This window comes from Bifidobacterium sp. MSK.13.1 (assembly GCF_019131435.1).
Taxonomy (GTDB): domain Bacteria; phylum Actinomycetota; class Actinomycetes; order Actinomycetales; family Bifidobacteriaceae; genus Bifidobacterium; species Bifidobacterium pseudocatenulatum.
This window is the reverse complement of sequence record NZ_JAHOMM010000004.1, coordinates 61683-87785: the sequence shown is the minus strand read 5'-3', so window position 1 is coordinate 87785 and position 26103 is coordinate 61683. Positions and strand designations below refer to the sequence as shown.

The 26103-nt window shown below is 55.8% G+C and carries 19 protein-coding genes and 1 pseudogene; 12 read left to right on the top strand and 8 right to left on the bottom strand.

Annotated elements, in window-relative coordinates; all coding sequences use genetic code 11:
* Positions 1-6 precede the first annotated feature (6 nt).
* The 8 genes from dnaE to glnA all read left to right on the top strand — a co-directional run bounded on the left by dnaE (position 7) and on the right by glnA (position 10761).
* Positions 7-3597: a DNA polymerase III subunit alpha gene (dnaE, locus tag KSY55_RS06005; RefSeq protein ID WP_065435191.1), complete on the top strand. Its 3591-nt coding sequence runs from the start codon at positions 7-9 to the stop codon at positions 3595-3597.
* 106 nt (positions 3598-3703) lie between these two features.
* Complete coding sequence (gene hisD, locus KSY55_RS06000; RefSeq protein ID WP_004220682.1) at positions 3704-5104, top strand: histidinol dehydrogenase; 1401 nt, start codon at positions 3704-3706, stop codon at positions 5102-5104.
* Positions 5101-6276, top strand: coding sequence for a histidinol-phosphate transaminase (locus KSY55_RS05995; RefSeq protein ID WP_004220680.1), 1176 nt, complete (start codon positions 5101-5103; stop codon positions 6274-6276). Before hisD ends, KSY55_RS05995 begins: the two co-directional genes overlap by 4 nt.
* A 59-nt stretch (positions 6277-6335) precedes the next feature.
* The gene (gene hisB / locus KSY55_RS05990; RefSeq protein ID WP_004220679.1) at positions 6336-6935 is read left to right on the top strand and encodes an imidazoleglycerol-phosphate dehydratase HisB; all 600 of its coding nucleotides are present in this window, start codon (positions 6336-6338) and stop codon (positions 6933-6935) included.
* An 83-nt stretch (positions 6936-7018) separates the two neighbouring features.
* A complete protein-coding gene (locus KSY55_RS05985; protein ID WP_162012986.1) occupies positions 7019-7717 on the top strand; it encodes a hypothetical protein in 699 nt (232 codons plus the stop codon).
* 96 nt (positions 7718-7813) lie between these two features.
* Positions 7814-8461 carry an imidazole glycerol phosphate synthase subunit HisH gene (hisH, locus tag KSY55_RS05980; RefSeq protein ID WP_004220674.1) on the top strand — a complete coding sequence of 216 codons (648 nt, stop codon included), beginning with the start codon at positions 7814-7816 and terminating at the stop codon, positions 8459-8461.
* A gap of 126 nt (positions 8462-8587) precedes the next feature.
* The gene (gene priA / locus KSY55_RS05975) at positions 8588-9313 is read left to right on the top strand and encodes a bifunctional 1-(5-phosphoribosyl)-5-((5-phosphoribosylamino)methylideneamino)imidazole-4-carboxamide isomerase/phosphoribosylanthranilate isomerase PriA (protein WP_117612136.1); all 726 of its coding nucleotides are present in this window, start codon (positions 8588-8590) and stop codon (positions 9311-9313) included.
* Between the two features lie 110 nt (positions 9314-9423).
* Positions 9424-10761, top strand: coding sequence for a type I glutamate--ammonia ligase (gene glnA, locus KSY55_RS05970; protein WP_022244698.1), 1338 nt, complete (start codon positions 9424-9426; stop codon positions 10759-10761).
* A gap of 123 nt (positions 10762-10884) precedes the next feature.
* Here glnA and KSY55_RS09260 read toward each other — a convergent pair.
* From KSY55_RS09260 to KSY55_RS05955, 3 genes and pseudogenes are all read right to left on the bottom strand, one after another.
* A pseudogene (locus tag KSY55_RS09260) lies at positions 10885-11130 on the bottom strand (DUF5067 domain-containing protein); the annotation flags it as partial.
* Between the two features lie 21 nt (positions 11131-11151).
* Positions 11152-12357, bottom strand: coding sequence for a DUF5067 domain-containing protein (locus tag KSY55_RS05960; RefSeq protein ID WP_217749606.1), 1206 nt, complete (start codon positions 12355-12357; stop codon positions 11152-11154).
* Between the two features lie 49 nt (positions 12358-12406).
* On the bottom strand, positions 12407-13336 hold the full coding sequence (locus KSY55_RS05955) for a hypothetical protein (protein ID WP_004220668.1): 930 nt from the start codon (positions 13334-13336) through the stop codon (positions 12407-12409).
* A 135-nt stretch (positions 13337-13471) separates the two neighbouring features.
* On the opposite strand from KSY55_RS05955, the gene KSY55_RS05950 reads away from it, so the two are divergent.
* Positions 13472-14698, top strand: a complete 1227-nt coding sequence (locus KSY55_RS05950) for an MFS transporter (protein WP_118249886.1) — start codon at positions 13472-13474, stop codon at positions 14696-14698.
* 90 nt (positions 14699-14788) lie between these two features.
* On the opposite strand, the gene KSY55_RS05945 is transcribed toward KSY55_RS05950, so the two are convergent.
* From KSY55_RS05945 to KSY55_RS05935, 3 genes are all read right to left on the bottom strand, one after another.
* Positions 14789-15439 carry an ABC transporter ATP-binding protein gene (locus KSY55_RS05945; protein ID WP_095279814.1) on the bottom strand — a complete coding sequence of 217 codons (651 nt, stop codon included), beginning with the start codon at positions 15437-15439 and terminating at the stop codon, positions 14789-14791.
* 178 nt (positions 15440-15617) lie between these two features.
* Positions 15618-16796, bottom strand: coding sequence for a hypothetical protein (locus tag KSY55_RS05940; protein WP_117501676.1), 1179 nt, complete (start codon positions 16794-16796; stop codon positions 15618-15620).
* Positions 16789-17436: a response regulator transcription factor gene (locus tag KSY55_RS05935; protein ID WP_065439108.1), complete on the bottom strand. Its 648-nt coding sequence runs from the start codon at positions 17434-17436 to the stop codon at positions 16789-16791. The genes KSY55_RS05940 and KSY55_RS05935 overlap by 8 nt, the downstream gene beginning before the upstream one ends.
* Positions 17437-18340: 904 nt before the next feature.
* Here KSY55_RS05935 and KSY55_RS05930 point away from each other — a divergent pair.
* From KSY55_RS05930 to KSY55_RS05920, 3 genes are all read left to right on the top strand, one after another.
* Positions 18341-18877, top strand: a complete 537-nt coding sequence (locus KSY55_RS05930; protein ID WP_033524074.1) for a hypothetical protein — start codon at positions 18341-18343, stop codon at positions 18875-18877.
* A 143-nt stretch (positions 18878-19020) separates the two neighbouring features.
* Positions 19021-20049 (top strand): hypothetical protein, encoded by a 1029-nt coding sequence (locus KSY55_RS05925; protein ID WP_259318757.1) that lies wholly within the window; start codon positions 19021-19023, stop codon positions 20047-20049.
* A gap of 6 nt (positions 20050-20055) precedes the next feature.
* On the top strand, positions 20056-21132 hold the full coding sequence (locus KSY55_RS05920) for a hypothetical protein (RefSeq protein ID WP_217749607.1): 1077 nt from the start codon (positions 20056-20058) through the stop codon (positions 21130-21132).
* Positions 21133-21241: 109 nt separating this feature from the next.
* Here the strand turns inward: KSY55_RS05920 and KSY55_RS05915 are convergent, their stop codons facing one another.
* Both KSY55_RS05915 and KSY55_RS05910 read right to left on the bottom strand, forming a co-directional pair.
* The gene (locus tag KSY55_RS05915; protein WP_118268996.1) at positions 21242-25342 is read right to left on the bottom strand and encodes a DUF3418 domain-containing protein; all 4101 of its coding nucleotides are present in this window, start codon (positions 25340-25342) and stop codon (positions 21242-21244) included.
* Entirely contained in the window at positions 25339-25950 is a 612-nt protein-coding gene (locus tag KSY55_RS05910; protein ID WP_080789447.1) for a class I SAM-dependent methyltransferase, read from the bottom strand. Before KSY55_RS05910 ends, KSY55_RS05915 begins: the two co-directional genes overlap by 4 nt.
* Positions 25951-26103: the final 153 nt, after the last annotated feature.

Sequence of the window (26103 nt, the reverse complement as noted above, 5' to 3'; positions counted from 1 at the left end):
GAACGTATGGCTACTTCCGGAAATTTCGTGCAACTGCATAATCACACGCATTATTCACTGCTTGACGGGGCGTCAAAGATTCCGGATCTGGTCAAGCGCGCCAAAGAACTCAACATGCCGGCCGTCGGCATCACCGATCACGGCAACATGCATGGCGCATACGAAATGTGGAGCACTGCGGTCAAGGAAGGCGTCAAACCGATTATCGGCATTGAAGCGTATGTGACGCCGGAAACCGCACGCCAAGATCAAACCCGCGTCAGCTGGGATACCAACTGGAATCCCGATATCGATCCGCAACATCGCAGGCGCAACCCCAACGACGTATCCGGCGGTGGCCTGATCACCCACCTTACGATGTGGGCGGAAACCGATGAGGGCCTTGTCAATCTGATGAAGGCGTCCACTGACGCGAATCTCGAGGGACGTGTCATGCGATACCCCCGAATGGATAAGGAAATCCTTGCCAAATATTCGAAAGGCATTATCGCATCTTCCGGATGCCCGTCGGGCATCATCCAAACGCGACTGCTGCTCGGCCAATTCGACGAGGCATTACGTGCGGCAGGCGAATTGCAGGATATTTTCGGACGTGACAATTTCTATATCGAATTCATGGACCACGGTCTGAAAATCGAAAAACAGGTGACCGACGGTCTGCTGGACATTGCGAAAAAACTGAACGCGCCGCTGCTCGCCACCAACGATTCCCATTACGTGCGCGCCGAAGACGCCGGCTCTCAGGATGCCATGCTGTGCATCAATTCGGGATCCACGCTTGACGAGCCGGGACGATTCAAATTTGACGGCACCGGCTACTATCTGAAATCCGCCGAAGAAATGCGTGAGCTGTTCAAAGACATTCCCGAAGCATGCGACAATACGTTGGAAATCGCCGAACGCTGCAATGTCATGTTCGACGATCATGAAGATGGCGCGTTCATGCCCCAATTCGACTGCCCGGAAGGTTGGGATGAGACGTCGCTGTTCCTGAAAAAAGTCGAGGAAGGCTTGGAACGGCGTTATGACGGGCATCCGCCGATCGAAGTGCTCAAGCAGGCCGATTACGAATGCGGTGTGATCTGTCAGATGCAGTTCTGCGGATACTTCCTTGTGGTGGCCGACTACATCAACTGGGCCAAATCGCATGGTGTGATGGTCGGGCCTGGCCGTGGCTCCGCGGCAGGCGCCATGGTGGCGTATGCCATGGGCATCACCGAACTCGATCCAATCAAGCACGGCTTGATCTTCGAACGATTCCTTAACCCGGAACGTGTGTCGCTGCCTGATATCGACGTCGATTTCGATCCGGACGGCCGCGGTCGCGTGCTTGACTATGTCGGAGACAAGTACGGGCGAGACAAGGTCGCGCAATGCGTGATCTACGGCACCATCAAAACCAAACAGGCGCTGAAGGATTCCGCACGAATCATGGGCTACGAATTCTCCATGGGCGAGCGCATCACCAAGGCGTTGCCGCCGGCGCAGACGGGTGGCAAGGATATTCCGCTGCATGATATTTTCGAGCCGAGTTCGAAGCGTTATGCGGAGGCCCGCGAATTCCGTGAGCTTTATGATTCCGATCCGGATGTGAAGCGCGTCACGGATGAGGCGATGGGTATCGAAGGCTTGATCCGTCAGACCGGTGTGCATGCGTGCGCCACGATCATGGGTAGCGAGCCGATTTCGAATACGTCGCCGCTGCTGGAACGTACCGATGGTACGGTTACGACCACGTTGGAGTATCATACGTGTGAAACGCTTGGTTTAGTCAAGATGGACTTCCTTGGTCTTTCCAACTTGACGGTTATTCGCGATACGTTGAACAATATCGAGGCGAATGGCAAGACGCGTATCGACCATACGAAGATTCCATTGGACGATCGTGCCACGTACGATCTGTTGTCGCGAGGTGACACGCTTGGCGTGTTCCAGTTGGATTCTGATGGTATGCGTTCGTTGCTGAAAACGTTGAAGCCGAATAACTTCAACGATATTTCCGCATTGATCGCGTTGTATCGTCCTGGTCCGATGGATATGGATTCGCATACGAATTATGCGAAGCGTAAGAATGGTTTGCAGAAGATCACGCCGATTCATCCTGAAGTGGCCGAGCCGTTGAAGGAAGTGCTTGACGAAACGTATGGTCTGATCGTGTATCAGGAGCAGGTGCAGTCGGCCGCGCGTATTCTGGCGGGTTATTCGTTGGGCAAGGCAGACGTGTTGCGTCGAGCAATGGGCAAGAAGAAGCCCGAGGTGCTGGCCAAGGAGAAGGTGCCGTTCTTCGCGGGCATGAAGGAGCATGGGTATTCCCAGGAGGCGGCGCAGGCCGTGTGGGATATTCTTGTGCCGTTTTCGGGCTATGCGTTCAACAAGGCGCATTCGGCCGCATACGGTTTGATTTCATATTGGACTGCATATCTGAAAACGCATTATCCGGTGGAATTCATGGCCGCGTTGCTGCAGGGTGCGAGTACGAACAAAGACAAGACCGCGTTGTATTTGGGCGAGGCTCGTCGCATGGGCATCCAGGTGTTGTCTCCTGACGTGAACGAGTCGGTGTACGAGTATTCCGCTGTCGGCGATGTGGTGCGTTTCGGCCTTGGCGCCATCCGTAACGTTGGCAAGGCTGCGGTTGATGCGATTGTCAAGGAACGTGAGAACGATCATGGCAAGTATGTGAATTTCCCTGATTTCATCAGGCGTGTGCCGATGGAGGCGTTGAATCGTCGATTGGTTGAATCGTTGATCAAGGCCGGTGCGTTTGATTCGATCGATCCGAACCGTCGTGCCTTGTTTACGATTCATGAGGCTGCGATTAATTCGGTGGTCGGTTTGAAACGCAAGCAGGCCGAAGGCCAGTTTGATTTGTTCTCCGATTTGGAAGATGCCGGCGAAGACGATGCGGGCATGGGCGATGCCATGGTGAATGTGCCCGATGTGGAGGAGTGGGATAAGAAAACCAAGCTGAATTTCGAACGTGAAATGCTTGGCTTGTATGTGTCCGACCATCCGTTGAGCGGTATGCAGTCGATTCTGGTGTCGTTGCGTGAAATGTCGATCGCGCATCTGATCGATCGCGCGGCGAATATGCCTGACGGCCAGCAGGTGACGGTGGCGGGTTTGATCACGAACGTGGACCGTCGTATGTCGAAGAAGGGCAATCCTTGGGCGATTGTGACCATCGAGGATTTGGAAAGCTCCATCCAGTGCATGTTCTTCGGCAAAGTGTATGAGGCCGCCGCTCCCGAACTGGCGGTCGACACGGTGGTGCAGATTCGCGGACAGGTTGAGAAACGCGATGAGACGGTAAGCATGCGTGCCACGGAATTCAACGTGCCGACGTTGGAAGCGCAGGATGAGAAGCCGGTGACGATTATGCTGCCGCCGATTGCGCTTGACCAATCGCATGTGCAGCAGTTGGGGCAGATTCTTTCAAATCATCCTGGACCCTGCGAAGTGAAGCTCGCCTTGATGGACGATAAGGGCAACGCCAAGGTACTGACGTTCGGCGACCGTTTCCGCGTACGCCGCGACACGAGTCTGTTCGCCGAAATCAAAATCCTTTTCGGTCCCAGTTCTCTGCCTTTGGGCTGACCGGTCGTGGGGATGATGCCGAAAGTTCAGCCGAATATCTCACTATGCGGCTGAACTTGAGACGCGCGGGCGTTCTCGTGACATCACGTTGTTACCATGGGGCGTTATGAGCGAAGAAAACTATATGCGAATCATTGACCTGCGTGGCAAGAAGCTGACCCGAGCTGAAATGCTGGAGGCTATGCCTCGCGCCGAGATGGGCACCAACGAGGCCACCGATCTCGTGCAGCCCATCCTTGACGATGTGAAGGCCCGCGGTGCTGCGGCCCTGCGTGACTTCGCGGAGAAATTCGACCATATTCGTCCGGAGAACCTGCGCGTGCCGGTGGAAGCCATGAAGACCGCCGTCGACGAGTTGGATCCGGAAGTGCGTGCCGCCATCGAAGAATCCGTGCGCCGCTCCCGCGCCGTGTCCGCTTCCCAGGTGCCGGCGCCGTTCCACACCGATCTGGCTGAAGGCGCGCGCGTTTCCGAGCGTTGGATTCCGGTGCAGCGTGTCGGCCTGTATGTGCCGGGTGGCAAGGCCGTCTACCCGAGCTCCGTCATCATGAACGTGGTCCCGGCACAGGCCGCCGGCGTGGAATCCCTCGCCATCGCAACCCCGCCGAGCCGTAACAATGCCGACGGTCTGCCTGACAAGACCATTCTCGCCACCTGCGCCATTCTCGGCGTTGACGAAGTGTATGCGGTCGGCGGCGCTCAGGCCGTGGCCATGTTCGCTTACGGCGCCAAGGGTTCCGAACCGCAGGACGGCGAAATCCTGTGCGATCCGGTCGACAAGATCACCGGTCCGGGTAACATCTTCGTCGCTACCGCCAAGCGCATGGTGTCCGGCATCGTCGGCATCGACGCCGTGGCAGGACCGACCGAAATCGCCATCATCGCAGACAAGGGTGCCAACCCGAGCTGGCTGGCCGCCGATCTGATCGGTCAGGCCGAGCATGACGAACTCGCCGGTTCCGTGCTCATCACCGACAGCGAAGAGATTGCCGAACAGGTGCAGGAGAACCTCAAGTACCGTGTGCCGCGCACCGAGCACTCCGAGCGTGTGAACACGTCGCTACGCGGACGCCAGTCCGGCATCATCCTCACCGATGGCATCGAGCAGTCCATTGACGCGGCCAATGCGTATGCCGCCGAACACCTTGAGGTCCAGACCGCCGACCCGGATGCCGTGATCGCCAAGATTCGCAACGCCGGTGCCATCTTCCGTGGCCCGTACTCTCCGGTGCCGCTGGGCGACTACATGTCCGGCTCCAACCACGTGCTGCCGACTTCCGGCACTGCACGCTTCGCCTCCGGTCTGGGCGTGCACACCTTCATGAAGCCGGTCGAAGTCATCGAATACGACGAGCAGGGATTGAAGACCCTCGCTGCTCGTGTGAACGCCTTCGCCGTTTCCGAAGATCTGCCGGCACACGGTGAAAGCGTGCTGAGCCGTTTCATCGACGATCCGTACAACAAGGAAACCATCAAGGAACAGGAAGAGCAGGCAGGCCTTCGATGAGTGAGACTTCCAGCAACGCCATTCCGGCATATCTTCCGCTGCGCAACGATCTGATCGGTGAGGAGCCGTACGGTGCGCCGCAATTGGACGTGCCGGTATGCCTCAACGTCAACGAGAATCCGTATGCGCCGGAACCGGCAGTGGTCGAAACCATCGCGCAGCGAGTCAAGGAAATCGCTCTGACGCTCAACCGTTACCCGGATCGTGAGCATATCGCGTTGCGTCAGGCATTCTGCGACTATCTCGAACGCGAGTCCGGCGTCAAGCTGGAAGTCGACCAGTTGTGGGGTGCCAACGGATCCAACGAGATCATGCTGCAGCTGTTCCAAGCTTTCGGCGGTCCAGGACGCATTGCGCTCGGCTGCGATCCGACGTATTCGATGTATCCGGAATACGCCCGCGACACGTTCACCACATGGAAGCTTGCGCACCGCAACGAGGATTTCTCGCTGAACGTCGACGCCACCATCAAGGCCATCGAAGACGTCAAGCCGGCCATGATCGTGCTCACCAGCCCGAACAATCCGACCGGCACACCGCTGAAGATGGACGATCTCAAGCGCGTGCTCGGCGCCGCCGAAACCGCTGAAGTGGCCGGTGCCGCCGAAGGCGTGCATCCGGTGGTCGTGGTGGACGAAGCCTACATCGAATTCCGTGATCCGGGCACGCCCACCGCGCTCGAACTCATCGGCGAGTATGAGAATCTCGCCGTGAGCCGAACCATGAGCAAGGCGTTCGCCTTCGCAGGCGCGCGAGTCGGCTATCTGGCCGCCAACAAGGGCATTATCGACTGTGTGCGCATCGTGCGTATGCCGTACCACCTGTCGGCCGTCACCCAGGCAGCCGCGCTTGCCGCGTTCGAACATACCGACGAACAGCTCAGCCGTGTGGCGCATCTGCGTGACACCCGCAATCAGACCGCGGCATGGCTCAAGGAACAAACCTACAAGGGCCAGCCGCTCGAAGTGGCCGAGACGCAGTCCAACTTCATTCTGTTCGGCGGTCATTTCGACGATCGCGACCGCATCTTCGACGAACTGCTCAAGCGTGGTGTGCTCATCCGCACCGTCGGCCCTGACGGCTGGATGCGCGTATGCATGGGAACCGACGAGGAAATGGCGCGTTTCCGTGAAGCCTTGGTCGAAGTGTTGCGTATTGTGGAACAAGACTGAGCACATACGGGACTGAACCAACACAACAGGACCGAACATTTTCCAAAAGGAGTCGCAACATGGCGCGTACCGCAACCATCGTTCGTGAAACCAGCGAATCCAAGGTCGAACTGAGCCTGAATCTCGACGGCACCGGCAAAACTGACATCGACACGTCGGTGCCGTTCTACAACCATATGATGACGGCGCTCGGCAAGCATTCGCTGATTGACCTGACCATCAAGGCCACGGGTGACACCGACATCGACGCGCACCATACCGTCGAAGACATCGCCATCGTGTTCGGTGAGGCGTTGAAGCAGGCGCTGGGGAACAAGCGCGGCATCCGTCGCTTCGCTGATGCGACCGTGCCGTTGGACGAGGCGCTTGCCAAGGCCGTGGTCGATATTTCCGGGCGTCCGTACTGCGTGTGCACCGGCGAGCCGGAAGGCTTCGAATACTGCATGATCGGCGGCCATTTCACCGGCTCCCTCGTGCGTCACGTTATGGAATCCATCGCCATGCATGCCGGAATCTGCCTGCATCTGCAGGTGATCTCCGGCCGTGATCCGCACCACATCGCCGAAGCCGAGTTCAAGGCCTTGGCACGTGCGCTTCGTTTCGCCATCGAGTCGGATCCGCGTGTCGACGGTATTCCGAGCACGAAGGGCGCTCTGTGATGAGCGACGATCGAAATAACGATTTCGACGATTTCCAAGGATTCGATGGATCAAACGATTTCGGCGACCTCAACGCCGACGGCATGCATTTCAGCGAAGAGGAACTGGAAGCGGCCATGGCCGGCTTCGAGCAGGAATTCAAGGATGCCGAAGCGTCCAAGCATGAGCGGGCGGACAATCCGCCATCTGAAGCTTTCGATTCCTCCGAAGCTTCCGATAACGCGGAATCCTCCGAATCCTCCGAATCCTCGGAAGTCGACGACATGCTCAACGCGGCTGAGGATTCGTTGAAATTCGAAGACGAGCTGCAGGGACTGCTTGGCAATCGCGCGAAAGTGGCGGTGATCATCACCAGACTGACCTCGCCACGATTGCTGTCGGCATTCTGTGAATTGTCCGACATTTCCGCGCAATGCATCGGATCGGCGCAAGGTGCTGTCGCGGTGCTGCGCAATCTCGACGGAGACGGTCCGGAAGCGGCGGTCAAAGACATGACGATCGTCGTTGCCGGCATGCCCGCGATTCTTGCCGTCAACCGTGCGGACAAGCTCGAAGCGACGATGTACGTGGAAGGCAGAGCGGGCAAAACCTTCGCTCCGCCGGTGCTATTCACCTCCACCGCGCCGTTCGTTGAGGATCTCATGCTGGGCATCACCGATATGAACGCGCTGGAACAGGCGGATATGACCATTTTCGATTCCGCTGACCTCGATCGGGATGCGGCGATGAGCATTATCGCCGAGCATACGCGGTTCGGACGCGGCACATCAAGCATCAGTTAGCGACGGTAAACGCGAGTCATCCTGCCGAACATGCGTTATGCGACACAAGACGACTCGCGCCACAGAACAACGAATGACACAAGAAGGAGAACGCCCATGACTTCCGTGGTGGTTTTCGATTATGGTTTCGGCAACGTGCGTTCCATGGTTCGTGCACTGGCTGATCTCGACCTTGACGTGACCCTCACTTCCGACCATCGGCAGGCCTTGGAAGCCAACGGTCTGGTAGTGCCCGGCGTGGGCGCTTTCGGCGCATGCATGGAAGGACTCAAGTCGGTGGGCGGAGACACCGTGATCAAGGATCGTCTGCGTGCCGGGCGACCGGTGCTCGGCGTGTGTGTGGGCGAGCAGATCATGTTCGAACGCGGTATGGAACACGGCACCGGCACTCCGGGCCTTGGCCTGATCAAGGGCGACGTGGAACTGCTTGACGCCGATGTGGTGCCTCACATGGGATGGGACACCGTCGAGGCGCCGGAAGGTTCCGTGCTCATGAAGGGTGTGGAAGGTGAACGTTTCTATTTCGTACATTCCTTCGCCGCGATGAGTGCCGCTCCCGCCGACACGTCCGGCGACCAGCTTGATTTCGGTGACGCCGAGGAGCGCGTGACCTGGTGCACGTACGGACGTAGCCGTTTCGTGGCGGCCTACGAGCGTGGTCCGCTGTTCGCCACGCAGTTCCACCCTGAAAAATCCGCCGAAGCGGGCTCGCAGCTGCTGCGCAATTGGATTGCGACGTTCTGATGGTGCGAGATCGCCGATGATTGTTTCGACGATGCTTTGACATATACGCTTTTAAAACGACCACTTGGTACATTTATTTGCGATTGCCGTTTAGTGGCGGTCGGTTGATCACAGAGAGGTACAGACATGTCTTTGACATTGCTTCCCGCAGTCGATGTTCGTGATGGCAAGGCCGTTCGCTTGCGCCAAGGCGAATCCGGTTCGGAAACCGATTACGGTTCGCCGCTGGAGGCTGCCCGCACGTGGGTCGAGTCCGGTGCGGAATGGATTCATCTGGTCGACCTTGACGCGGCATTCGGCACGGGCAACAACCGTGACCAGCTGCGCGCCATCGTCAAGGAGCTTGGCGACAAGGTCAATATCGAAATGTCCGGTGGCGTGCGCGACGACGCATCCCTCGACGTAGCTTTGGAAGCAGGCGCCGCCCGTGTGAACATTGGCACGGCAGCGCTTGAGAATCCGGATTGGACCGCTTCCGTCATCAAGAAGTACGGCGATCGCGTGGCCGTTGGCCTTGACGTGCGCGGCCACACCCTCGCAGCCCGCGGATGGGTGAAGGAAGGCGGCGATCTGTTCGAAACCATGGCGTTCCTGGATTCCGTTGGCTGCTCTCGTTACGTGGTCACCGACGTGGCTCGCGACGGCATGATGAGCGGTCCGAACATCGATCTGCTGCGTGAGGTTGCGGAACGCACTGATGCGAAGGTCACCGCGTCCGGTGGCATTTCCAAGCTCGATGACCTGCGCGCCATCAAGGAACTTGCCGATCTGGGCGTGGATTCCGCGATTCTCGGCAAATCGCTGTATGCGCGCGCCTTCACTTTGGAAGAGGCGCTTGAAGTCGCACGTTGAGCATTGTTCGCAAACCCATGACGATACGGCCGTCCACAACGTGGACGGTCTCGTCATATTCGGCGCGTGTTAACGACTTTCGTAACATGCGCATGGAACGATGGGGCACTATGGATAAACAGCAAGAGTTTGCTTTGCGCACAGTCGAAGAACGCGACGTGCGCTTCATTCGTTTGTGGTTCACGGATGTGTTGGGAACGCTGAAGTCCGTGGCTATCGCACCGGCTGAATTGGAAGCTGCGTTCGAGGAAGGGCTCGGATTCGACGGTTCCGCAGTGGAAGGCCTCACCCGTGTGTCCGAAGACGATATGATCGTCAAGCCCGACCCGTCGACATTCCAGATTCTGCCGTGGCGTGGAGGCCCGCAAGGCACCGCGCGCATGTTCTGCGACGTGCTTACCCCTGATGGCGAGCCGTCGTTGGGCGATCCGCGTCATGTGCTGAAGCAGGCTCTGTCGAAAGCCAAGGAAAAAGGCTTCACCTTCTACGTGCATCCGGAAATCGAATTCTATCTGTTCGAAAGACAGGATGATTGGTCCCAGACGCCAACCCCAATCGATGAGGGCGGCTATTTCGACCATGTGCCGCGCAGCCCAGGCATGGACTTCCGCCGCGCCACCGTCAACATGCTCGAACAGATGGGCATTTCGGTGGAATACTCGCATCATGAGGCGGGTCCAGGCCAGAACGAGATCGATCTGCGTTATGCGGACGCGCTCACCACGGCCGACAACATCATGACCTTCCGTACCGTCGTCAAAGAGATTTCGCTGGAGCGCGGCATTCACGCCAGCTTCATGCCGAAGCCGCTTTCCGACGCTCCAGGTTCCGGCATGCATACCCACTTGAGCCTGTTCGAAGGCGACGCCAACGCGTTCTACGAGGCGGGCCAGGAATTCAACATGTCCGTCACCGCACGCCAGTTCGCGGCCGGCATTCTGTACCACGCGGCTGAAATCTGCGCGGTCACTGACCAGTACGTCAACTCCTACAAGCGCCTGTGGGGCGGCAACGAGGCTCCGAGCTACATCTGCTGGGGCCACAACAACCGTTCCGCGCTGCTGCGCATTCCGCAGTACAAGCCAGGCAAGGGCAATTCCGCCCGCATGGAATTCCGTGCGCTCGACCCGGTCGCCAACCCATACCTCGCATATTCGGTGCTCTTGGCAGCAGGCCTTGACGGCATCGACAAGCAGATGCAGTTGGGCGAGCCGACCAGCGACGACGTGTGGGAGCTTACCGATGCGGAACGTCAGGCCATGGGCATCCAGCCATTGCCGGAGTCTCTTGACGAGGCGTTGAAGGTTATGGAGAAGTCCGACTTCGTGGCCGGAGTGCTCGGCGAGCATGCCTTCGAATACTTCCTGCGCAACAAGCGTCAGGAATGGGAGGAATACCGCAAGCAGGTCACTCCTTTCGAACTGAAGAAGTACCTGCCGAAGCTGTAAGCGAACCGCAATCGTTTCATCAAAGACCGTTGTTGCAATCATGAGAAAACTGATTGCAACAACGGTCTTTTGCTTTCCGAATGATTATTTGAATCTTCTTTTGATGTTTCTGCAAGTATCGGATTAAAGTTCCAATGACTCAATTGACCGTAAATTAACGGTTTTGCGAAGAATCTCATCACCATAGTCAGAAAATATGAATGTCACAGGCGAGTTGCTTTGCGTTTCAAAAGCGACTGTCGTCGTCATTTTCACGCCGGGAGTGACCTTGCGTGTTGTGGAATAGCTATCATCGTCAAGATACGTGCTGTGCAACTCAGTGCTGTCTTGGGTCGCGGAAACATCCATATAGTTCAGGAAAGCCCGGTATTTGCTTCCATTTTCGACATATCAGGATATGCGTGCGAACGCTATGTCATGATCGGCATATGAGGGGCTTGTCTTCTCAATGGAGTCTACGCGGAAATGCAGGGTGCTTTCGTCATAATCGGTTACGGATCCGTCTTCGTCGAAATTCGAAGCGTCCACTTGCTCGGGCTGAGGGACGGCCGCATAATCAATATGTTTCAAGGACCCTTCTATGTCGACTTCGTCAAAGGAAAACGCGGCGCGAACAACATTATGCTGCGAATAATTCATCAGCTGAACCACAACTGGTGAATTGGTGTCCGTAAGAACGAAACTGCTGGTGGTCTGCGAGCTTTTCTTCGGTTTCATTTCGGCGCCGGAGAACTCCGTGCGGTCGGAATCCTCGTTGGAAGTGAATGCAGGGGCAAGCTCGATGCCGTTTTGCATGACCATCAGATCTGCGACGGCATGAGGATACATCGTTTTCTTGCCGATGTTCGTGCAGGTGAGCAAAACCGTGAGCGTGGCGTCGCCGTTCAAATCCTCCGGACCTGTCTGCACGCCTTCGATGTTCACTTCCAATGCTTTTCCTCCGGTGGAGTAGAGCTTTCCAACGTCTTCGCTGACGGTTTCCTGTGTGGACAGCTCCTCGAACTGGCTTGTGGATCCATCGAAATCGGAGATGATGTTTGACATGCTGTCAGAAAGCATTCCGCCAATCGACGCTATTACAGCGATGATGATAACGATCTCCAAAACGGTGACGAAGCCGTTTTTATGGCGGCGTTGCTTCTTGTCGGAAGTGGATTGGAACTCGCGTGTGGCTCGTTCCGTTTGTATGCGCGGCGGATTATAGGGCTGCGATGGGCGTCCTTGCGGGTTCTGCGGGTTTTGCTGATTTTGCCGCAACGCCTGTTGCAAGCTTTGCTGCATGGACTGGGCATACCGCATGGTTTGCGTGGACCAGTCGTTCAACATGGTTTGGAGCGTGTCTCCTCGTGTGGACTGATCGCCTTGCGCCTGTTGAGATCTACCGTCTTGCTTGGATCGGGTGTTTTGTGGGGCCTGCCTGTCGCGCGATGCCTGATCGCTCTGCGCGGGTTTCACATATCGCCGCTGGACATAGGATTCACGCCGTGCATGGTCACGGTTCACCTGATTAGACAGGCGTTCGGCGTTGCTGCTGGGATCGATGTAATCGGAACCCTTGAATGGGTCGATATAGTCGTTGTTGTTGAGTAGGCCCATGAAAGGCTCCTTCTGGTCAGTCCCTTCCATGAGCAATTGTATCGAAAAATCAGCCTCGAGGAGAGCCGAACATCGAATTGTAGATGATTGCGAAATTACGATTGCCGTAAGTCGAACAGGCGTCGCCTTCGCCGACTCCCGCATCCAATGCGGCTGCATTCGGCTGATAAGGCGTGTAAATGTACAGCAGTGCTGTCGCCTTGTTTTCGATGTACACGTTGCTGCCACCGCAGCTGGCGTCCGGATTGTATTGAATATAGTTGAGCGTGCCCGCATGGTATCCATAGCGATCCTCATGTTGCACGTAATACTGGTAGCGTTTCGCCGCGCCATACACCTGTTTGAAAAAACCTGCATATTCCGGGTCACAGTTCGCGTCGTCCGGGCAGCTCAATCCCATGGCCGACTTGAATTGGAAGTCGCTTGGATCGGTGGCGGTAAGCAGATGCTGCTCCTTTTGCAGCACGGTGAGCAGCACTTTTTGACTGATGTCGCACGCCTTTCCCGACTTGTAGATGATCGCCGCGGCGCTTTCGTTCGGCTCTCCCTCATATGCTTCGCAGTATTCGTTGGCGGGTTGCGATTCGGTGCTAAACGTCATGGATTTCAAGCATTTCTCGCCGCTGCATGCGGCACCCTGTTTTTCGATGATGGCGTTCACCTGCTGCTCGCTCAACGCGTTCCCGTTGAAGAACAGACCATCTGAAATGATGTTGCCCGGATTGAAATCGTATTGCGTCTGCAATTGTTCCTGCGATGCGACCGCTTCATCCACTTGCACACGCCAACCGACGAATCGCACCAATCCAACGATCAACGCGAGCGCGACGATACTGGCTATCAGTGTTTCGCCGACTATGAGGATGCGTTTTGGGGTGTTTGCTTTTTTCCAGGCGTTACGGAGTTTGGTGAGGCTTGGCTGCTTGTTTTTCTTGGGTTTGCGGTTGTTTTTTGCTGTGGTGGTTGTTTTGCGTGTCATCGCGCGTCATTGTATCGCGTTTGGCTTATCGTTTGTTTGACGATTGATTCGTCAATCGATTGACGTGAGAAGCTTTAATGACAATGCGAGTTTGGCGAGGCGTGGGGAGTTCGAGGGGCTATGGAGGAGAAGTGTATGGCGAAGAGTGATGTGGCGAAGGAACGGTTTTTCAATCTGCCTGTGATTGTGCTGATCTCGCTGAGTTTCATGCTGGGCATGAGCGAGTTCATTGTCGTTGGCGTTCTGCCGGATATCGCGGCTGGCTTGAAGGTGTCGGAGGTGACGGTCGGCAATCTTGTGTCGCTGTTCGCGTTCGTGTATGCGCCGGTCACGCCGCTCGGATCGGCGCTGTCGGCTCGTTTTCCGCGTTTTGCCACGCATCTGACGCTGGTTGGGGTGTTTCTTATCGGCAACGTGCTGTGCGCGTTCGCGTCGAATTATGGCGTGCTCGTGGTGGCGCGAATTCTCATCGCGCTGGTGTCCGGCACGCTGGTGGCCATTGCCATGACGTACGCGCCCGATGTAACAACTGAACAGTACCGCACGAAGTTCATCGCATGGGTGTTTTCCGGCTTCTCCATCGCATCCGTGGTGGGTGTGCCGGTTGGCACGTGGGTTGCGAACACGTTCGGCTGGCGTTGGGCGTTCCATTTGGTGAACGTGCTCACAGTGGTGCTTATTGTGCTCATGGTGATGGTGTTGCCGCGCAACAGCCGTATTGTGAAGATTGGTTTTCTGCCGCAGTTCCGCCTGTTTTTCGACCGTCGTATTCAGTTGGGCGTGCTTGCCGTGGTGTTTGGCGCGGCGGCAACTTACGTGTTCTATACGTATCTGACGCCGATCATGCGAGACGAAGTGCATGTTCCCGAACAGTATTTAAGCGTCGGCCTGGTGATTTTCGGCGCGGCCTGCCTGTGGAGCAACCTGTATGGCGGCAAGCTTGCCGACCGTGGCAGGGGAGTGGAACCACTGACGCATATTCGTCCGATCTACTGCGCGCACGCCGTGCTCATGGCATCGCTGATCGTAACGCATTGGGTGCCGGTGTATGGTGCGTTGCTGCTGGTGGTGCTTGGCATGTTCATGTATCTGCAGAATTCCGCCTCGCAGGTGCTATATATGGATGTTGCCTCTCAGTCGCATCCGGGATCGCTGAATCTGGCCGCATCGCTCAATTCCATGTCGTTCAACATCGGCATCGCGGTCGGCTCCGCGGTTGGTGGACTGGTCAACGCCCATTTGGGACTGATGTGGCTTGGCCCTGTGGGCGCGATCTTCCTGCTGTGTGCGGTTGGCACCACAACACTGCTGCGCCCGTTCGTAGCTCGAGAACGCGATTTCTACACCAAACAGCAAGCCTGATGGCATTTGGTCGGGTTTGAACGAGCGGTTTCTGAAAGCGGCAAAGTTATAGAAGTTTTATCTGTAATTCGTTGAGATTGCGGAAAGCGATTAGTGGACTGCGATGTTGGCGGACTGGGCAGTAGATCCGCCGACTTGCGGAGCGTAGTCGGCTAGATCGATTACGCGATCGCAGGCGTCCCGCGTGTCCGGATCATGGGTTGCCACCAGCACGATCATGCCTTGACCGGCCAGATTGCCGAGCACATGGCTTACGGAATGCGATGTACGCGTATCCAACTGGGCGGTCGGCTCATCAACCAGCAGCATGTTCGGCCTGGAACATACCGCACGCGCGAGCATAAGACGCTGCGCCTCGCCTCCAGACAAATCGCAGAAACGCCTGTCCGCCGCATACGCCAGATCGAACAGTTCCATCGCTTCCAAAGCCTTTGGTTCCGCTTCGCGGCGGCTCATTCCCTTGGCGAGCAGTGGAAACACCACATGGTCGAGCGCCGTGCGTTCCGCAACACCATACGGATTCTGAAACACCCATCCAACACGATCCACACCTTCTCGCGTCACCGTGCCAGCGTAAGGCTGCTCCCATCCTGCAAGAATCGACAGCAATGTTGACTTGCCGCATCCCGACGGACCGCATATCGCAATGGTCACACCAGGTTCGGCCACGAAACTCAAATTCTCGAACAGCAGATCGGTTCCCTCAAATCGATGAGCCAACCCCTCAACCGCAACGCGCATAGCCAACCTTTCACGAGGCAATCACCTTACCGACGCACCCTTGCCAATCATTTGTAGTCCCCTAATTGCAGCCACGCAACACTCACCCTACCTCATTTGTGTATATGTGGAATGTAATGTTCAATGCAGTACGCGATGAGGTATGAAAACGGTTAATCGGCAACAAGCATTCCTGACGTTACAAACCAGCCCGTGTAAGAGGAACGAACGCATAGAACTCCCACCGTCCATGCTCCTGCGTGGTGTAGATTTGACCTCCATATGCGGCAAGTTCGTCGGACAGTTGGCTCAGACCATGGCCTCCCGGCAAATTTTCCTGTGTTTCGGCATGATGATCATTGACTTCTGTGATTTCAATCGAAGCACGTTTGACCAGTACGGAAACATTGTATTCGTCATCACATGTCGCATGACGGGAAATATTCGCGTAAACCTCTTTGATCAGCCGAATGATGATGGCAGACAAATCGGCGTCGACATCTGCGGGAGATTCCAAAACGCTTACTTGGCTTGTTCCCTTGAAACGCATAGATTCAAGTGCCTTGCCATTACGCTCCATCTCCTGTCGGATACGACATACGAGGTCGGCGTCCTGCCCGGACTGTGCAACCTGATCCGCATGATCACCCCCTTTGATGTAGTCGATCACATGATGGACGTTCTGTAATGCGGAAACGATATGGTCGTTGGTCTGCTTCCACTGCGCGGCGTCGGGATTGTTTTCATCGAGCATCTGCTGCTGTGCCTGCAGGGAAGCGAGGGACAAATCCGACGTCACCGCATCATGCATTTGGCTGACGATTTCGGCGTCGCGTTTCAACCGTGCGTTGTCGTATTGCGCGCGTTCAGCGGCCCATTGCGCCTGAGCTTTCTCCCCGTGCTTTCGTAATGCGGTGCCGAACATCGCGACCAACATGAACATGATGACGAACACCGGATAAGCGCGGAAATTATATCCGGGTCCGTTGAAAAGCGTTGTCTCCGCTGCTTGGCTGAGGGATATTTCAAGAGCCAGACCCAAAGCGTAAAGATCATTGGTCTCGTAAGACAGTATGCCAAGCGAAAACAGCACGCCGTAGAGGCCGCACTCATTATCGTATCCCCCGAAAACGTAATCCGTCACCTGCAGAAGCACAAAACAGATAAGCGGGCATGCTCGCGGGTAGAAGAGCGTGAGCAATGCAAGTACGGCATGTATTACGTTCACTACCTGTGCTGACGTTGGTTGCTGGTAGCTCAGTGTCGTCCAAATCAGCAGATATTCCCATACGAGCACGAGAAGAAGACGGAAAGGATGCTGGAAAAGCTTGAATTTCGCAAGAAACGACTGTACCGACGTGATTGGTGTTCTACTCATGATTGTTCATCCAAATGGCGATTGCCTGCCGTTGGGTATTGCAGTGCAGACGTTGAACGATATTCTGCATATGTTTGCGGACGGTTGCTTTTGCTATATGAAGTCGGTCGGCGATTTCGTCGTCGGTCAAGTATTCTTCGGCGCACAAGTGCATGATGGTTTCCTGTGTGACGGTGAGGGTCGGCTTGAGCGCAGACCGGTTTTTGAGCTGTATATGGGCGACGAGCGGGGTTTCGAAACCGTCCATGGTCTGCCCTCGGACGATGCGCGGAATGCATTGGGTGAATTGTTCGCTGCTGCTTTTGTCAACAAGTCCTTGCGCTCCAGATTCGATGGCACTGTTTCGGTATCGGTTGAGGCTGAAACTGGTCATGGCCAGAATGGGCGTGCTATTGTTGATGAGGCGTATACGTTTGCAGATGTCTGGTCCTTGCAAGCCCTCGAGCGACATGTCGAGCAATATGATGTCGTATTGGTTTCCGTACGCTCTGCACAGTGACAGAGCTTTCGTGCCGTCGGTGACGTCGTCGGCGACGTAGGCGTTGGGGAGTGCTTTGCTGAGCAGTGCAGTGAGCGCTTCGATGGCCCGCTTGTCATTGTCGACCATGAGAATACGCGGATGAACAACGATGTGACTCATCTACACACTCCTTGCTTGATGAAACGCAGCGAAAACGTATTCACTGGCACCACTTTACGAGAGGATGGGGGCAACTCGAAGACAAAGTGATCTGAGGATTTGACGATAGCAAAGCGGTATTAGTTGAAGAGCGGTATGGGACTGATACTGGAACAAGTAATATTACAACTATTGTCCCGATAAGGATGTCATTCATATTTACCTTCCTAAGACGTCATGCTTCACCGTACATCAGGATGATGAAATGTATGAAGTGAGTCATACGCAATATGTGTATCTTTTATGCGCAAAATGATGAAAAAAATTTTTTATTGGGAAAAATACTCAATTTGAGTATCGTCAGTTTTTCTTTGAGCAGCATTCCTCGCTATATTGTCCTCGGTCATTCTTAAAGGAAGGAAGAAAAATGAAAAAGGAAACGCTTTCTATGCTTTCTGGATGTGTGGCTTTTGCCATGGTGTTCAGTTTGGGGGCCCCTATGGCCCAAGCGGCTGCGGGCAACATAGATAACGCAAGAATCAATGGATCTTGGAATTATTCGTGGACAAAATCTACTGCGAGTGTATGGGCGAGGAAACCTGCATATACAGGGTATGCGCAGGCGTGCCAAGACGGTGTTTGCTTCACCGGACATACGACGCAACGTATACAATCAACGACTGCTGTAGCATACGGTAGCGCGAGCAATCATACTGATAGCGCCAGAGTGTGGGGCTGATGGCAGATGCCGCATCGATTTCGGATTATTCCTCTAATTAGCGTAGTTGGCTTGACGTTGTCATTGATGTCTTGCGCGTCTATCGTAGATGGACAAAAAGGTGAGGAAGTTGAAGCTTCGTCTTCTGCTGCGCAGTCGGGAGCTGCACAGCAGGGGTCAACCAGCGGACAGAAATTGGCGGCGTCTTTGAGCGAATGGATCGAACAGCGGGAATCGCAAGGTAATATCGCTGAATCGCAGAAAACGATATTGGACAAAGCCAAAAGTACGGGTGAGATTTCGACGTCGGATTATGAGAAAGCCTGGTCCGATTACCGGCAGTGCATGATCGACAAAGGATATAAGGAAATCAAACTCATCAAATATCCGAGCGGACTCTATGCCGAAGCTGGACACAAACAGGGGACGACCATTCAGGAATCCCGATATTCCGATGATTCCACGGAATGCGGCGATGAGTATGTTGCAGATGTGCAAGATGTGTACGGTATTATCGTAGGCAATCCGAATCTGTATGCCGATCAAGCGCAGGCCGTGGTCGATTGTTTGCATAGAGACTCGCTCGTGCCGAAGGACTATACCGTAAGCCGGTTCAACAAGGAGTTTTCCGGAACGGATGGCAATACTTCGTTTGACATGCAGAACCTGCAAGTGCGCAGTTGCCTTGTGTCGAACGGCTACAACGTGGGATATGCGACCGACGATACGGAACAGTTGTGGTGAGAAGGTAAGTGATTCCAGGGGAATCATGGTGATGTATTCGCTGATGGTGCTTGTTGGTCGTGATTGAAGGGGTATATGTGAGTATGACGCGACGATTCGGAATGAAGCAAAGGACGGGAGGGAAGCGTTCGAAGTGCACTGCTGTGACTTGGACTTTGCTGGCGGCTGTCACGGCAGCCTGTATTGCGGTCGGATCCTGCGCATTGTGGCTGCCTGACCGCACTCCGACATTGCTCAGTTCGGCGGGGGAGAGGACTGTGGTTCCCGCCAGCGTACAGGAATACGCGGGTACGCAACAAGTTACCGTGGTGCCCACCATTTCCAGTGACCGTGATCTTTTCGGCAATGCGAGTGGCCTGGTCACCGCGGACTGGTCCGGCAACGGCCTGACCTCAGGCAAAGGTGCCTACCAGGTGAACGATCGCACGGTAGTGGCGTTGAACACCGCAACCCCCTTGTATCGCGATCTGAAGACCGGAGACACCGGCGGCGATGTGCTCGCCCTGAATAATGAACTCAACTTACTTGGCTACAACAGCGTTCCCGGATCGGATACCTACGGGTGGGCCACATCGGACGGGTGGAAGCAGTTGATGGCCGACAACGGCAATACGTCGGACGGATCATTGTCATTGGCCGACACATTGTGGATTCCCGAACACGAAGTCGCCGTTGACGAGTGGAACGCAACCGCCGGATCCATGGTGACGGGCGGCACCGCAATCGGCAAAATCCCCGGATCATTGACGAAACTCACCATCAAAAACGGCACTGCATCCGCGCAGGAACGTTCGTTGACGATATTCGGCATTACGGGAACATTGCCAGCCAATACCACTGAAATCACGGATGCCGGGTTCCTGCAACAAGTCGAAGCGAACGACAGCTACCAATCCGTGGACGTGGAATCCAGAAAAGCGGGATTGGACGCCACTCTGGCCTTGAGCGAACGGATGCGAGTGCTGCGCGTTCCAGCCGGTGCGGTATTCGGCATCAACGGTTCAACCGGCTGCATCGTGCCCACATCCAACAATCATGGCAGCACTCCCGTGAAAGTGTCGATCGTGGGAGGCGAACTGGGCGTGAGCCTCGTGCAAGCCGACAGCGAAGACATCGCTTCGATCTCCAATGTGGAAATCGGCAGCGGACTTAACAATCTCACCTGCGAGTAGGCGATTATGCGATTACGATCGGTGCTTTCCGAAGCGTTGCGCAATATTGGCGCGGGAGTGAGTCATGCGCTGCTTATGTTTGCAGCGGTATTGTTCGCGTCTACATTGCTCGGCGGATATGAGGCCGCCAATGTGGTGGGGCTCGAAACCGAGGCGGTGCAACGCATCAACGCCTATGCCGACGTTGGCACCATCGTTGGGGGAACGGTGGACGGAGCCGCATGTGACAGGCTCGCCGACGCTGGCGGCGGTGTGATGAGCACCTTGGCCGGTGCGATGCGTGCCGGTCAACAGATTGTGCCGCTTGCCACGCCCGGCAAGGATATATCGTCGTATGAAGTAACGCCCGGCATGATCAGGATGATCGCCGGGAGCGCGAAAACCGATGTGTCCGGCGTGTGGGTATCTACCGACGTGTCCAAGGATTTTGGTCTCACCAAAGGCAGCGTAATGCAGACCGAACAGGGAACGATGAGCGTCGCAGGCGTGTTTGATTGGCCGAACGATGGTCGTGACACGCGATTCGCCTACGCGTTCCTTGTGCCCGTATCCGCGTCGAATGGCACGTTCGACGAATGTTGGGTCAGACAGTGGCCGCAAAGCGGGCAGACGGAGGATGTGTTGTTTTCCACGCTGGTTGCGTCGGGTTCGTCATCCAATGCCGGCGTGACGCAGGTGAATAAGAGTTTCGATTCGCATTACGATGCGCAAGCTTCGTACGGGCAGCGCATGACCCGTTGGATGCCGTGGCTGGGATTGGCTGTGGGGCTGGTGCTCGGCGCGTTCGGCGTGCGTCGTCGTAGATTGGAATATGCTGGCGCATTGCATTCAGGGCAGTCCAAAGGTGCGCAATTGCTGGAAATCGCTGTGGAAACGTTGATTTGGAGCGGCTTGGCGTGTGCCTCTTCGGCCGCGCTGTTGGGTGCGTATTGCGTTCGCATGAGCATCGCCGATTCAATGACCGTATGGTTGGGTGCGATGCGCGCGCCATGTGCGATATTCGCTGGAGTGATGGTATCAAGCGTGCTCGTCGGTATGACGATACATGAAACGCAGTTGTTCCGTTTCTTCAAGCAACGCTAGAGTGTGCTAACCATGGTTCGGCTGAGGATGATTTCATTAGGTCCCATTGCCGTCGATACTGGAAAACCGCCAGTATCGACGGCAATGGAATGCGAAAGATGATGATGCGTTAGCTCAACGCTTTCTTGATGCGCTGCAGGCTGATCGGCTTCGGCGTGCCGAGTTCCTGCGCCCACAATGATACGTAGAATTCCTCAAGCATCCAACGTGCGGTGACCGCCTGCTTCATCAACGCCTCATGACGCGGACCTGCAGGCTCACGTTCGGCCTTCGCCATGGCCTTGTCGGCCAACTGCTTGGCCTCATCAGCCTCCCAAGCCCAACGCACATCACGATTCTTGTCGTTCTTCGCCTTACCTAAACGAAGCACGTCAGCATGCAGATACCGTTCAATCGACGCCAACGCATCCGGAGGAGTCTTACCAATGAATCCCGGATACACCAGCGTGGCGATATGCTCACGAATCGACTGCAAAACGCTCAACATCGGCAGATCGGCCTTGCCTGACACGGCTTTATCAACCTCCGCATACCGCTTCAAAATAGCGATCACATCCTGCGCGACCGCATACACGGTATCTTCGAACACTTCACGCACATCAAGCACCGCATTCGCCAACGCCTCATCATCCGGCAATTCGTCAACATTCGGCAGCAAACGCTTCACCGCAGCCAACTGCAGATCCTCAGTAAGATCCTTCGTGGACTGATATGGTGCGGACGCCAACATCAACGCCTCCGCACCCAACCAACGCGACGAAATACGCTCGCTCGGCATACGCAAAACATCAAGTGCACCGCGCCACAGCATGGTGGAACGAGCTTCGGTAGTGGCACCAGCCTTATGCAGCAGATTGGCCTGCTCCACAAGCTTGCCCTGATTTCCAGCGTTTTCCGCCTGCTTCTTTACCATCTGCCGTGCGGAAGCCTCGGCTTGCTCCGCAAACTTGCGCTGCAACTCCACCAACGATTTGCCCGAGCCAAGCACCTTGACAGGGCCCCGCGCATGACGCCTGCCATGCTGACTCTTGCGACTCGGAGGCAACTGCTGCTCCACAGAGAACGTCACGCGCAAATACGGCGTGAGTTTGCTCCACAATTCACCAGTCAACACTTCAGGGTGAATCTGCGCGCCAACGATGCTGATTGCCGCCTGCGTGAACGTATGAGGCAAATCCGGCCACGCGGCCACACCCTCCGCATTGGTAGGAGCAAGATTCGGCTTCTGCTGGTTACCGGAACCAGGCAGATCCGGATACCTCTCATCAATCCACGCACGAATCTTATGAGCCGTATCAGGAGCGGGAACAAACTGCACGCGCAACGTCTTCGGCAACGACTTGATCATGCCGACAATCAACTCATCCAGCAATCCGGGAACATTCCACGTGAACTGTTCCGGTGTCAAACGAGACAACACCTTCAACGGCACATGCACGGTCACGCCATCGTTTGGATCATGCGGATCATACACATAACTCAACCGCAAATCGATAGGGGAGCCGTCCGTACCCAACGTATGCCAATGATCCGGATAATCAGCCAACGACACTGACTCGGCATCAGCAAGACGCTCCACCTTCTCCGGATCAAAATCCAACAAATCCGGCTGCTCATCATGCTTTGACTTCCACCATTTCGCAAGATCCGCAACCGACGTGACAGTATTGGGAATCACCGAATTATAAAAATCGAACAGATCCTCATCACTGACCGCCTGCGCCATCTGACGTGTGCGACTCGCATCGTCGGCGGCATCCTCCAACACATCGCGATTCTTCGCAATGAAATCGTCATACGAGAACCGCTGCTGAATATCACCCTCGACCAAACCCTGACGAATCAGAAAATCACGGGCCTCCAGCGGATTGATACGACCCCACTGCACCGTACGATCCTGTACGATTGGCAAACCATACAACAGTACCTTCGCGCTCGCCACCGCGGAGCCACGCGAACCAGACCAATGCGGATCCGCATACGTGGTTCGCGTCAACGAACCCGCCAACGGTTCAGCCCAAGCAGGATCGATCTGGGCGGAATATCGCGCCCACAAGCGGCTCGTTTCCACCAACTCCGTGCTCATCACCCATTGCGGTGTCGACTTGGCAACCGCGGAAGCCGGGAACAATGCGAAATGCGTGCCACGCGCACCCTGATAATCATTCTTCGCCATCTTCTGCGCACGCTTCATGGCACGCGCACGGGCAGCGCCCTTCAAGCCAGCGAAATCAGATGCCTTCGGTTCACGCACGATCTGCATGCCCATCATCGACAACAAGCCCGAAAGCATCGACGTATGAATACCCTGCGCATCCCACGAACAACACAACGAATGCGCAGCCTGCTGATTCGACGGAAGCTGACGAATCTCAAGCGGCGGACGCGAAGCCGGAATCGGATCGCCAACCTTGAACTTGAATTCCTTGCACATCTCACGCAACTGCGTGACCAGATCCTTCCACTGACGGATGCGCAGCCAACTCAAATACTCAGTCTTGCAAATCCTACGAAGCGCGGAATTGCTCGGCTCGCCATCAGCTTGGAACACGCGATCCCACAAGTTCAACGCGGTCAGAAAATCACTGGACGGATCGGCATACCGGTTATGAATGCGGTCGGCCTCCTCACGATTCTCATCCGGACGTTCGCGGGGATCCTGCAAACTTAGGAACGCGACCACCACCAGCACTGCGGCCAACGTGTTCGGCGTGGTCGACTTCGCAGCCTCGATGATCATACGGCCCAAACGCACGTCGATCGGAATGCGTGCAAGCATGCGACCTGTATGCGTCAGCACAACCTCGCCATGCTTGCGCGCCACGGCCTTCAACTCGGTCAACTCATTGAAACCATCAGACACCGCCTTCATATCAGGCGGATCGATAAAGCCGAAATCCGTAACATCCTGCGCGGTACGAGCCACACCCACCGACAGCATATGCAATACGACCGCACCCAACGACGTGCGCAGAATCTCAGGCTCCGTGAATTCCGGGCGCGTCTCGAAATCCTCGCGAGAATACAAGCGAATCGCAATACCATCGGCAATACGGCCGCAACGACCCGAACGTTGGTTCGCGCTCGCCTGACTGATCGGTTCAATCGGAAGCCGTTGCACTTTCGCGCTCTTCGAATAACGTGAAATACGAGCGGTGCCAGGGTCGACCACATAACGAATGCCCGGCACCGTCAACGACGTTTCGGCCACATTCGTAGCGATCACAATACGCTGATGGTCATGCGGCTCAAACACGCGATGCTGCTCCTTGGAGGACAACCGCGCGAACAACGGCACGATCTCAATCGCATCAGGACGACGCATATCAATGGCACGCGGACCATAATGATGGCGCAGCGCATTCTCAAAATCATGAATGTCGCGCTCGCCCGAAGCGAACACGAGAATATCGCGCGGGCCACGGTCATGACTCGAATGAATCACCAACTCGGCACAGGCGCGCGCCACCGCCGTCGGCATGTCAACGTTCGGCTCATGGGAATCCTTCGCGTCGGGAGCGGCCGACAACGTTTCATAGTCGGCATCGCCCGGCATCGCGCCCGTTTCAAAACCGGGTACGGAACGCATCAACGCCGGAGCGGTGCCCAGCGGCTCATACACGACCTGCACGGGGTAGGTTCGTCCCGAAACCTCGATAACCGGCACTTTCGTATGCAAAGCGTGCTCGAAATGCTCCTGGAACTTCACCGAATCAATCGTCGCCGACGTGATTACCAATTTCAGGTCACGTCGTTTCGGCAATAGCGCAGTCAAATAACCGAGCAGAAAGTCAATATTGAGACTACGTTCGTGCGCCTCGTCGATAACGATCGTATCGTATTGCATCAGTTTCGGATCGCGTTGAATCTGCGCCAACAGAATACCGTCGGTCACCACGCGGAGACGGGTCTTCGGTGAGCTCTCATCGGTGAAACGCACCTGATAGCCGACCTCGTCGCCCAAACGCACGCCCATCTCCGCGGCGATACGTTCGGCCACGGTACGAGCGGCCAGCCTACGCGGCTGCGTGTGCACAATCTGCCTGCCATGCGATCCACGGCCCAATTCCAACAGAATCTTCGGCAGCTGCGTGGTCTTACCGGAACCCGTCTGACCAGACACAATCACCACTTGGCTCGACTTCACCGCCTCGGCAATATCGCTACGTGCAGCGGAAACCGGCAGTTGGGAAGGATATTCGAATTTCATGCCTTCATAACCTCGATAACGCGGAAGCCCTTCGAACTCGCGTACTTACTTACCTCATAACCATCGCCAAGCTGCGTGGCAAGCCACGGAATCAACGAATCCGACCCCAGATTCTTCTGCACCACCAAATAGGCGGTACCACCCGCATTCAAACGCGGCAGCCACGTCATCAACAACTCATGCAGCACATCCTTGCCAACACGAATCGGCGGATTCGACCAAATCAGATCAAACGTCACATCCGAAGGGATCTCATCGGCGGTGACCGCATGAACGTTCCTCACACCATTGAGCTCGGCATTGCGACGCGTCAGATCCAACGCGCGTTCATTCACGTCCAACGCCCAAATATCAGCCTTCGGCGAAGCAAAACCAAGTGTCAACGCAATCGGACCCCAACCGCAACCCAGATCAAGGAACGTACCCTCCTCAGGAGGCTCCGGAGCCTGACGAAGCAGCACGGACGTTCCCAAATCCACGCGATTGCCGGAAAACACGCCATTGGAAACCTCAACATCGGCCTCATTGCCTCGCAACACAACATGCAGCCTCTTACGTACATCCTTCGACTGCGGATCAGCCGCGAAATACTGTTCGGCCTGTGCCATACCCACTCCTTGCAAACGCTCGCCTCCGGCATCACGCAAGCCACGCTCATCCACGTGGCGAATGCCCGATACCCATGTCTCTAGAGAATGATGATAATAAAGACACCATAGTTTAACCGTGAGAGGTGCCATTGAGCCAAGAAAACGACATCG

Bases quoted from the DNA above. Each gene is read 5' to 3' on its own strand.
- KSY55_RS05940 (WP_117501676.1), bottom strand. From the start codon at position 16,796: ATGAGTAGAACACCAATCACGTCGGTACAGTCGTTTCTTGCGAAATTC.
- hisB (WP_004220679.1), top strand. From the start codon at position 6,336: ATGGCGCGTACCGCAACCATCGTTCGTGAAACCAGCGAATCCAAGGTC.
- KSY55_RS05985 (WP_162012986.1), top strand. From the start codon at position 7,019: ATGCATTTCAGCGAAGAGGAACTGGAAGCGGCCATGGCCGGCTTCGAG.
- KSY55_RS05950 (WP_118249886.1), top strand. From the start codon at position 13,472: ATGGCGAAGAGTGATGTGGCGAAGGAACGGTTTTTCAATCTGCCTGTG.
- KSY55_RS05920 (WP_217749607.1), top strand. From the start codon at position 20,056: ATGCGATTACGATCGGTGCTTTCCGAAGCGTTGCGCAATATTGGCGCG.
- hisH (WP_004220674.1), top strand. From the start codon at position 7,814: ATGACTTCCGTGGTGGTTTTCGATTATGGTTTCGGCAACGTGCGTTCC.
- KSY55_RS05945 (WP_095279814.1), bottom strand. From the start codon at position 15,439: ATGCGCGTTGCGGTTGAGGGGTTGGCTCATCGATTTGAGGGAACCGAT.
- KSY55_RS05955 (WP_004220668.1), bottom strand. From the start codon at position 13,336: ATGACACGCAAAACAACCACCACAGCAAAAAACAACCGCAAACCCAAG.
- KSY55_RS05960 (WP_217749606.1), bottom strand. From the start codon at position 12,357: ATGGGCCTACTCAACAACAACGACTATATCGACCCATTCAAGGGTTCC.
- hisD (WP_004220682.1), top strand. From the start codon at position 3,704: ATGAGCGAAGAAAACTATATGCGAATCATTGACCTGCGTGGCAAGAAG.
- KSY55_RS05935 (WP_065439108.1), bottom strand. From the start codon at position 17,436: ATGAGTCACATCGTTGTTCATCCGCGTATTCTCATGGTCGACAATGAC.
- dnaE (WP_065435191.1), top strand. From the start codon at position 7: ATGGCTACTTCCGGAAATTTCGTGCAACTGCATAATCACACGCATTAT.
- priA (WP_117612136.1), top strand. From the start codon at position 8,588: ATGTCTTTGACATTGCTTCCCGCAGTCGATGTTCGTGATGGCAAGGCC.
- glnA (WP_022244698.1), top strand. From the start codon at position 9,424: ATGGATAAACAGCAAGAGTTTGCTTTGCGCACAGTCGAAGAACGCGAC.
- KSY55_RS05995 (WP_004220680.1), top strand. From the start codon at position 5,101: ATGAGTGAGACTTCCAGCAACGCCATTCCGGCATATCTTCCGCTGCGC.
- KSY55_RS05910 (WP_080789447.1), bottom strand. From the start codon at position 25,950: ATGGCACAGGCCGAACAGTATTTCGCGGCTGATCCGCAGTCGAAGGAT.
- KSY55_RS05915 (WP_118268996.1), bottom strand. From the start codon at position 25,342: ATGAAATTCGAATATCCTTCCCAACTGCCGGTTTCCGCTGCACGTAGC.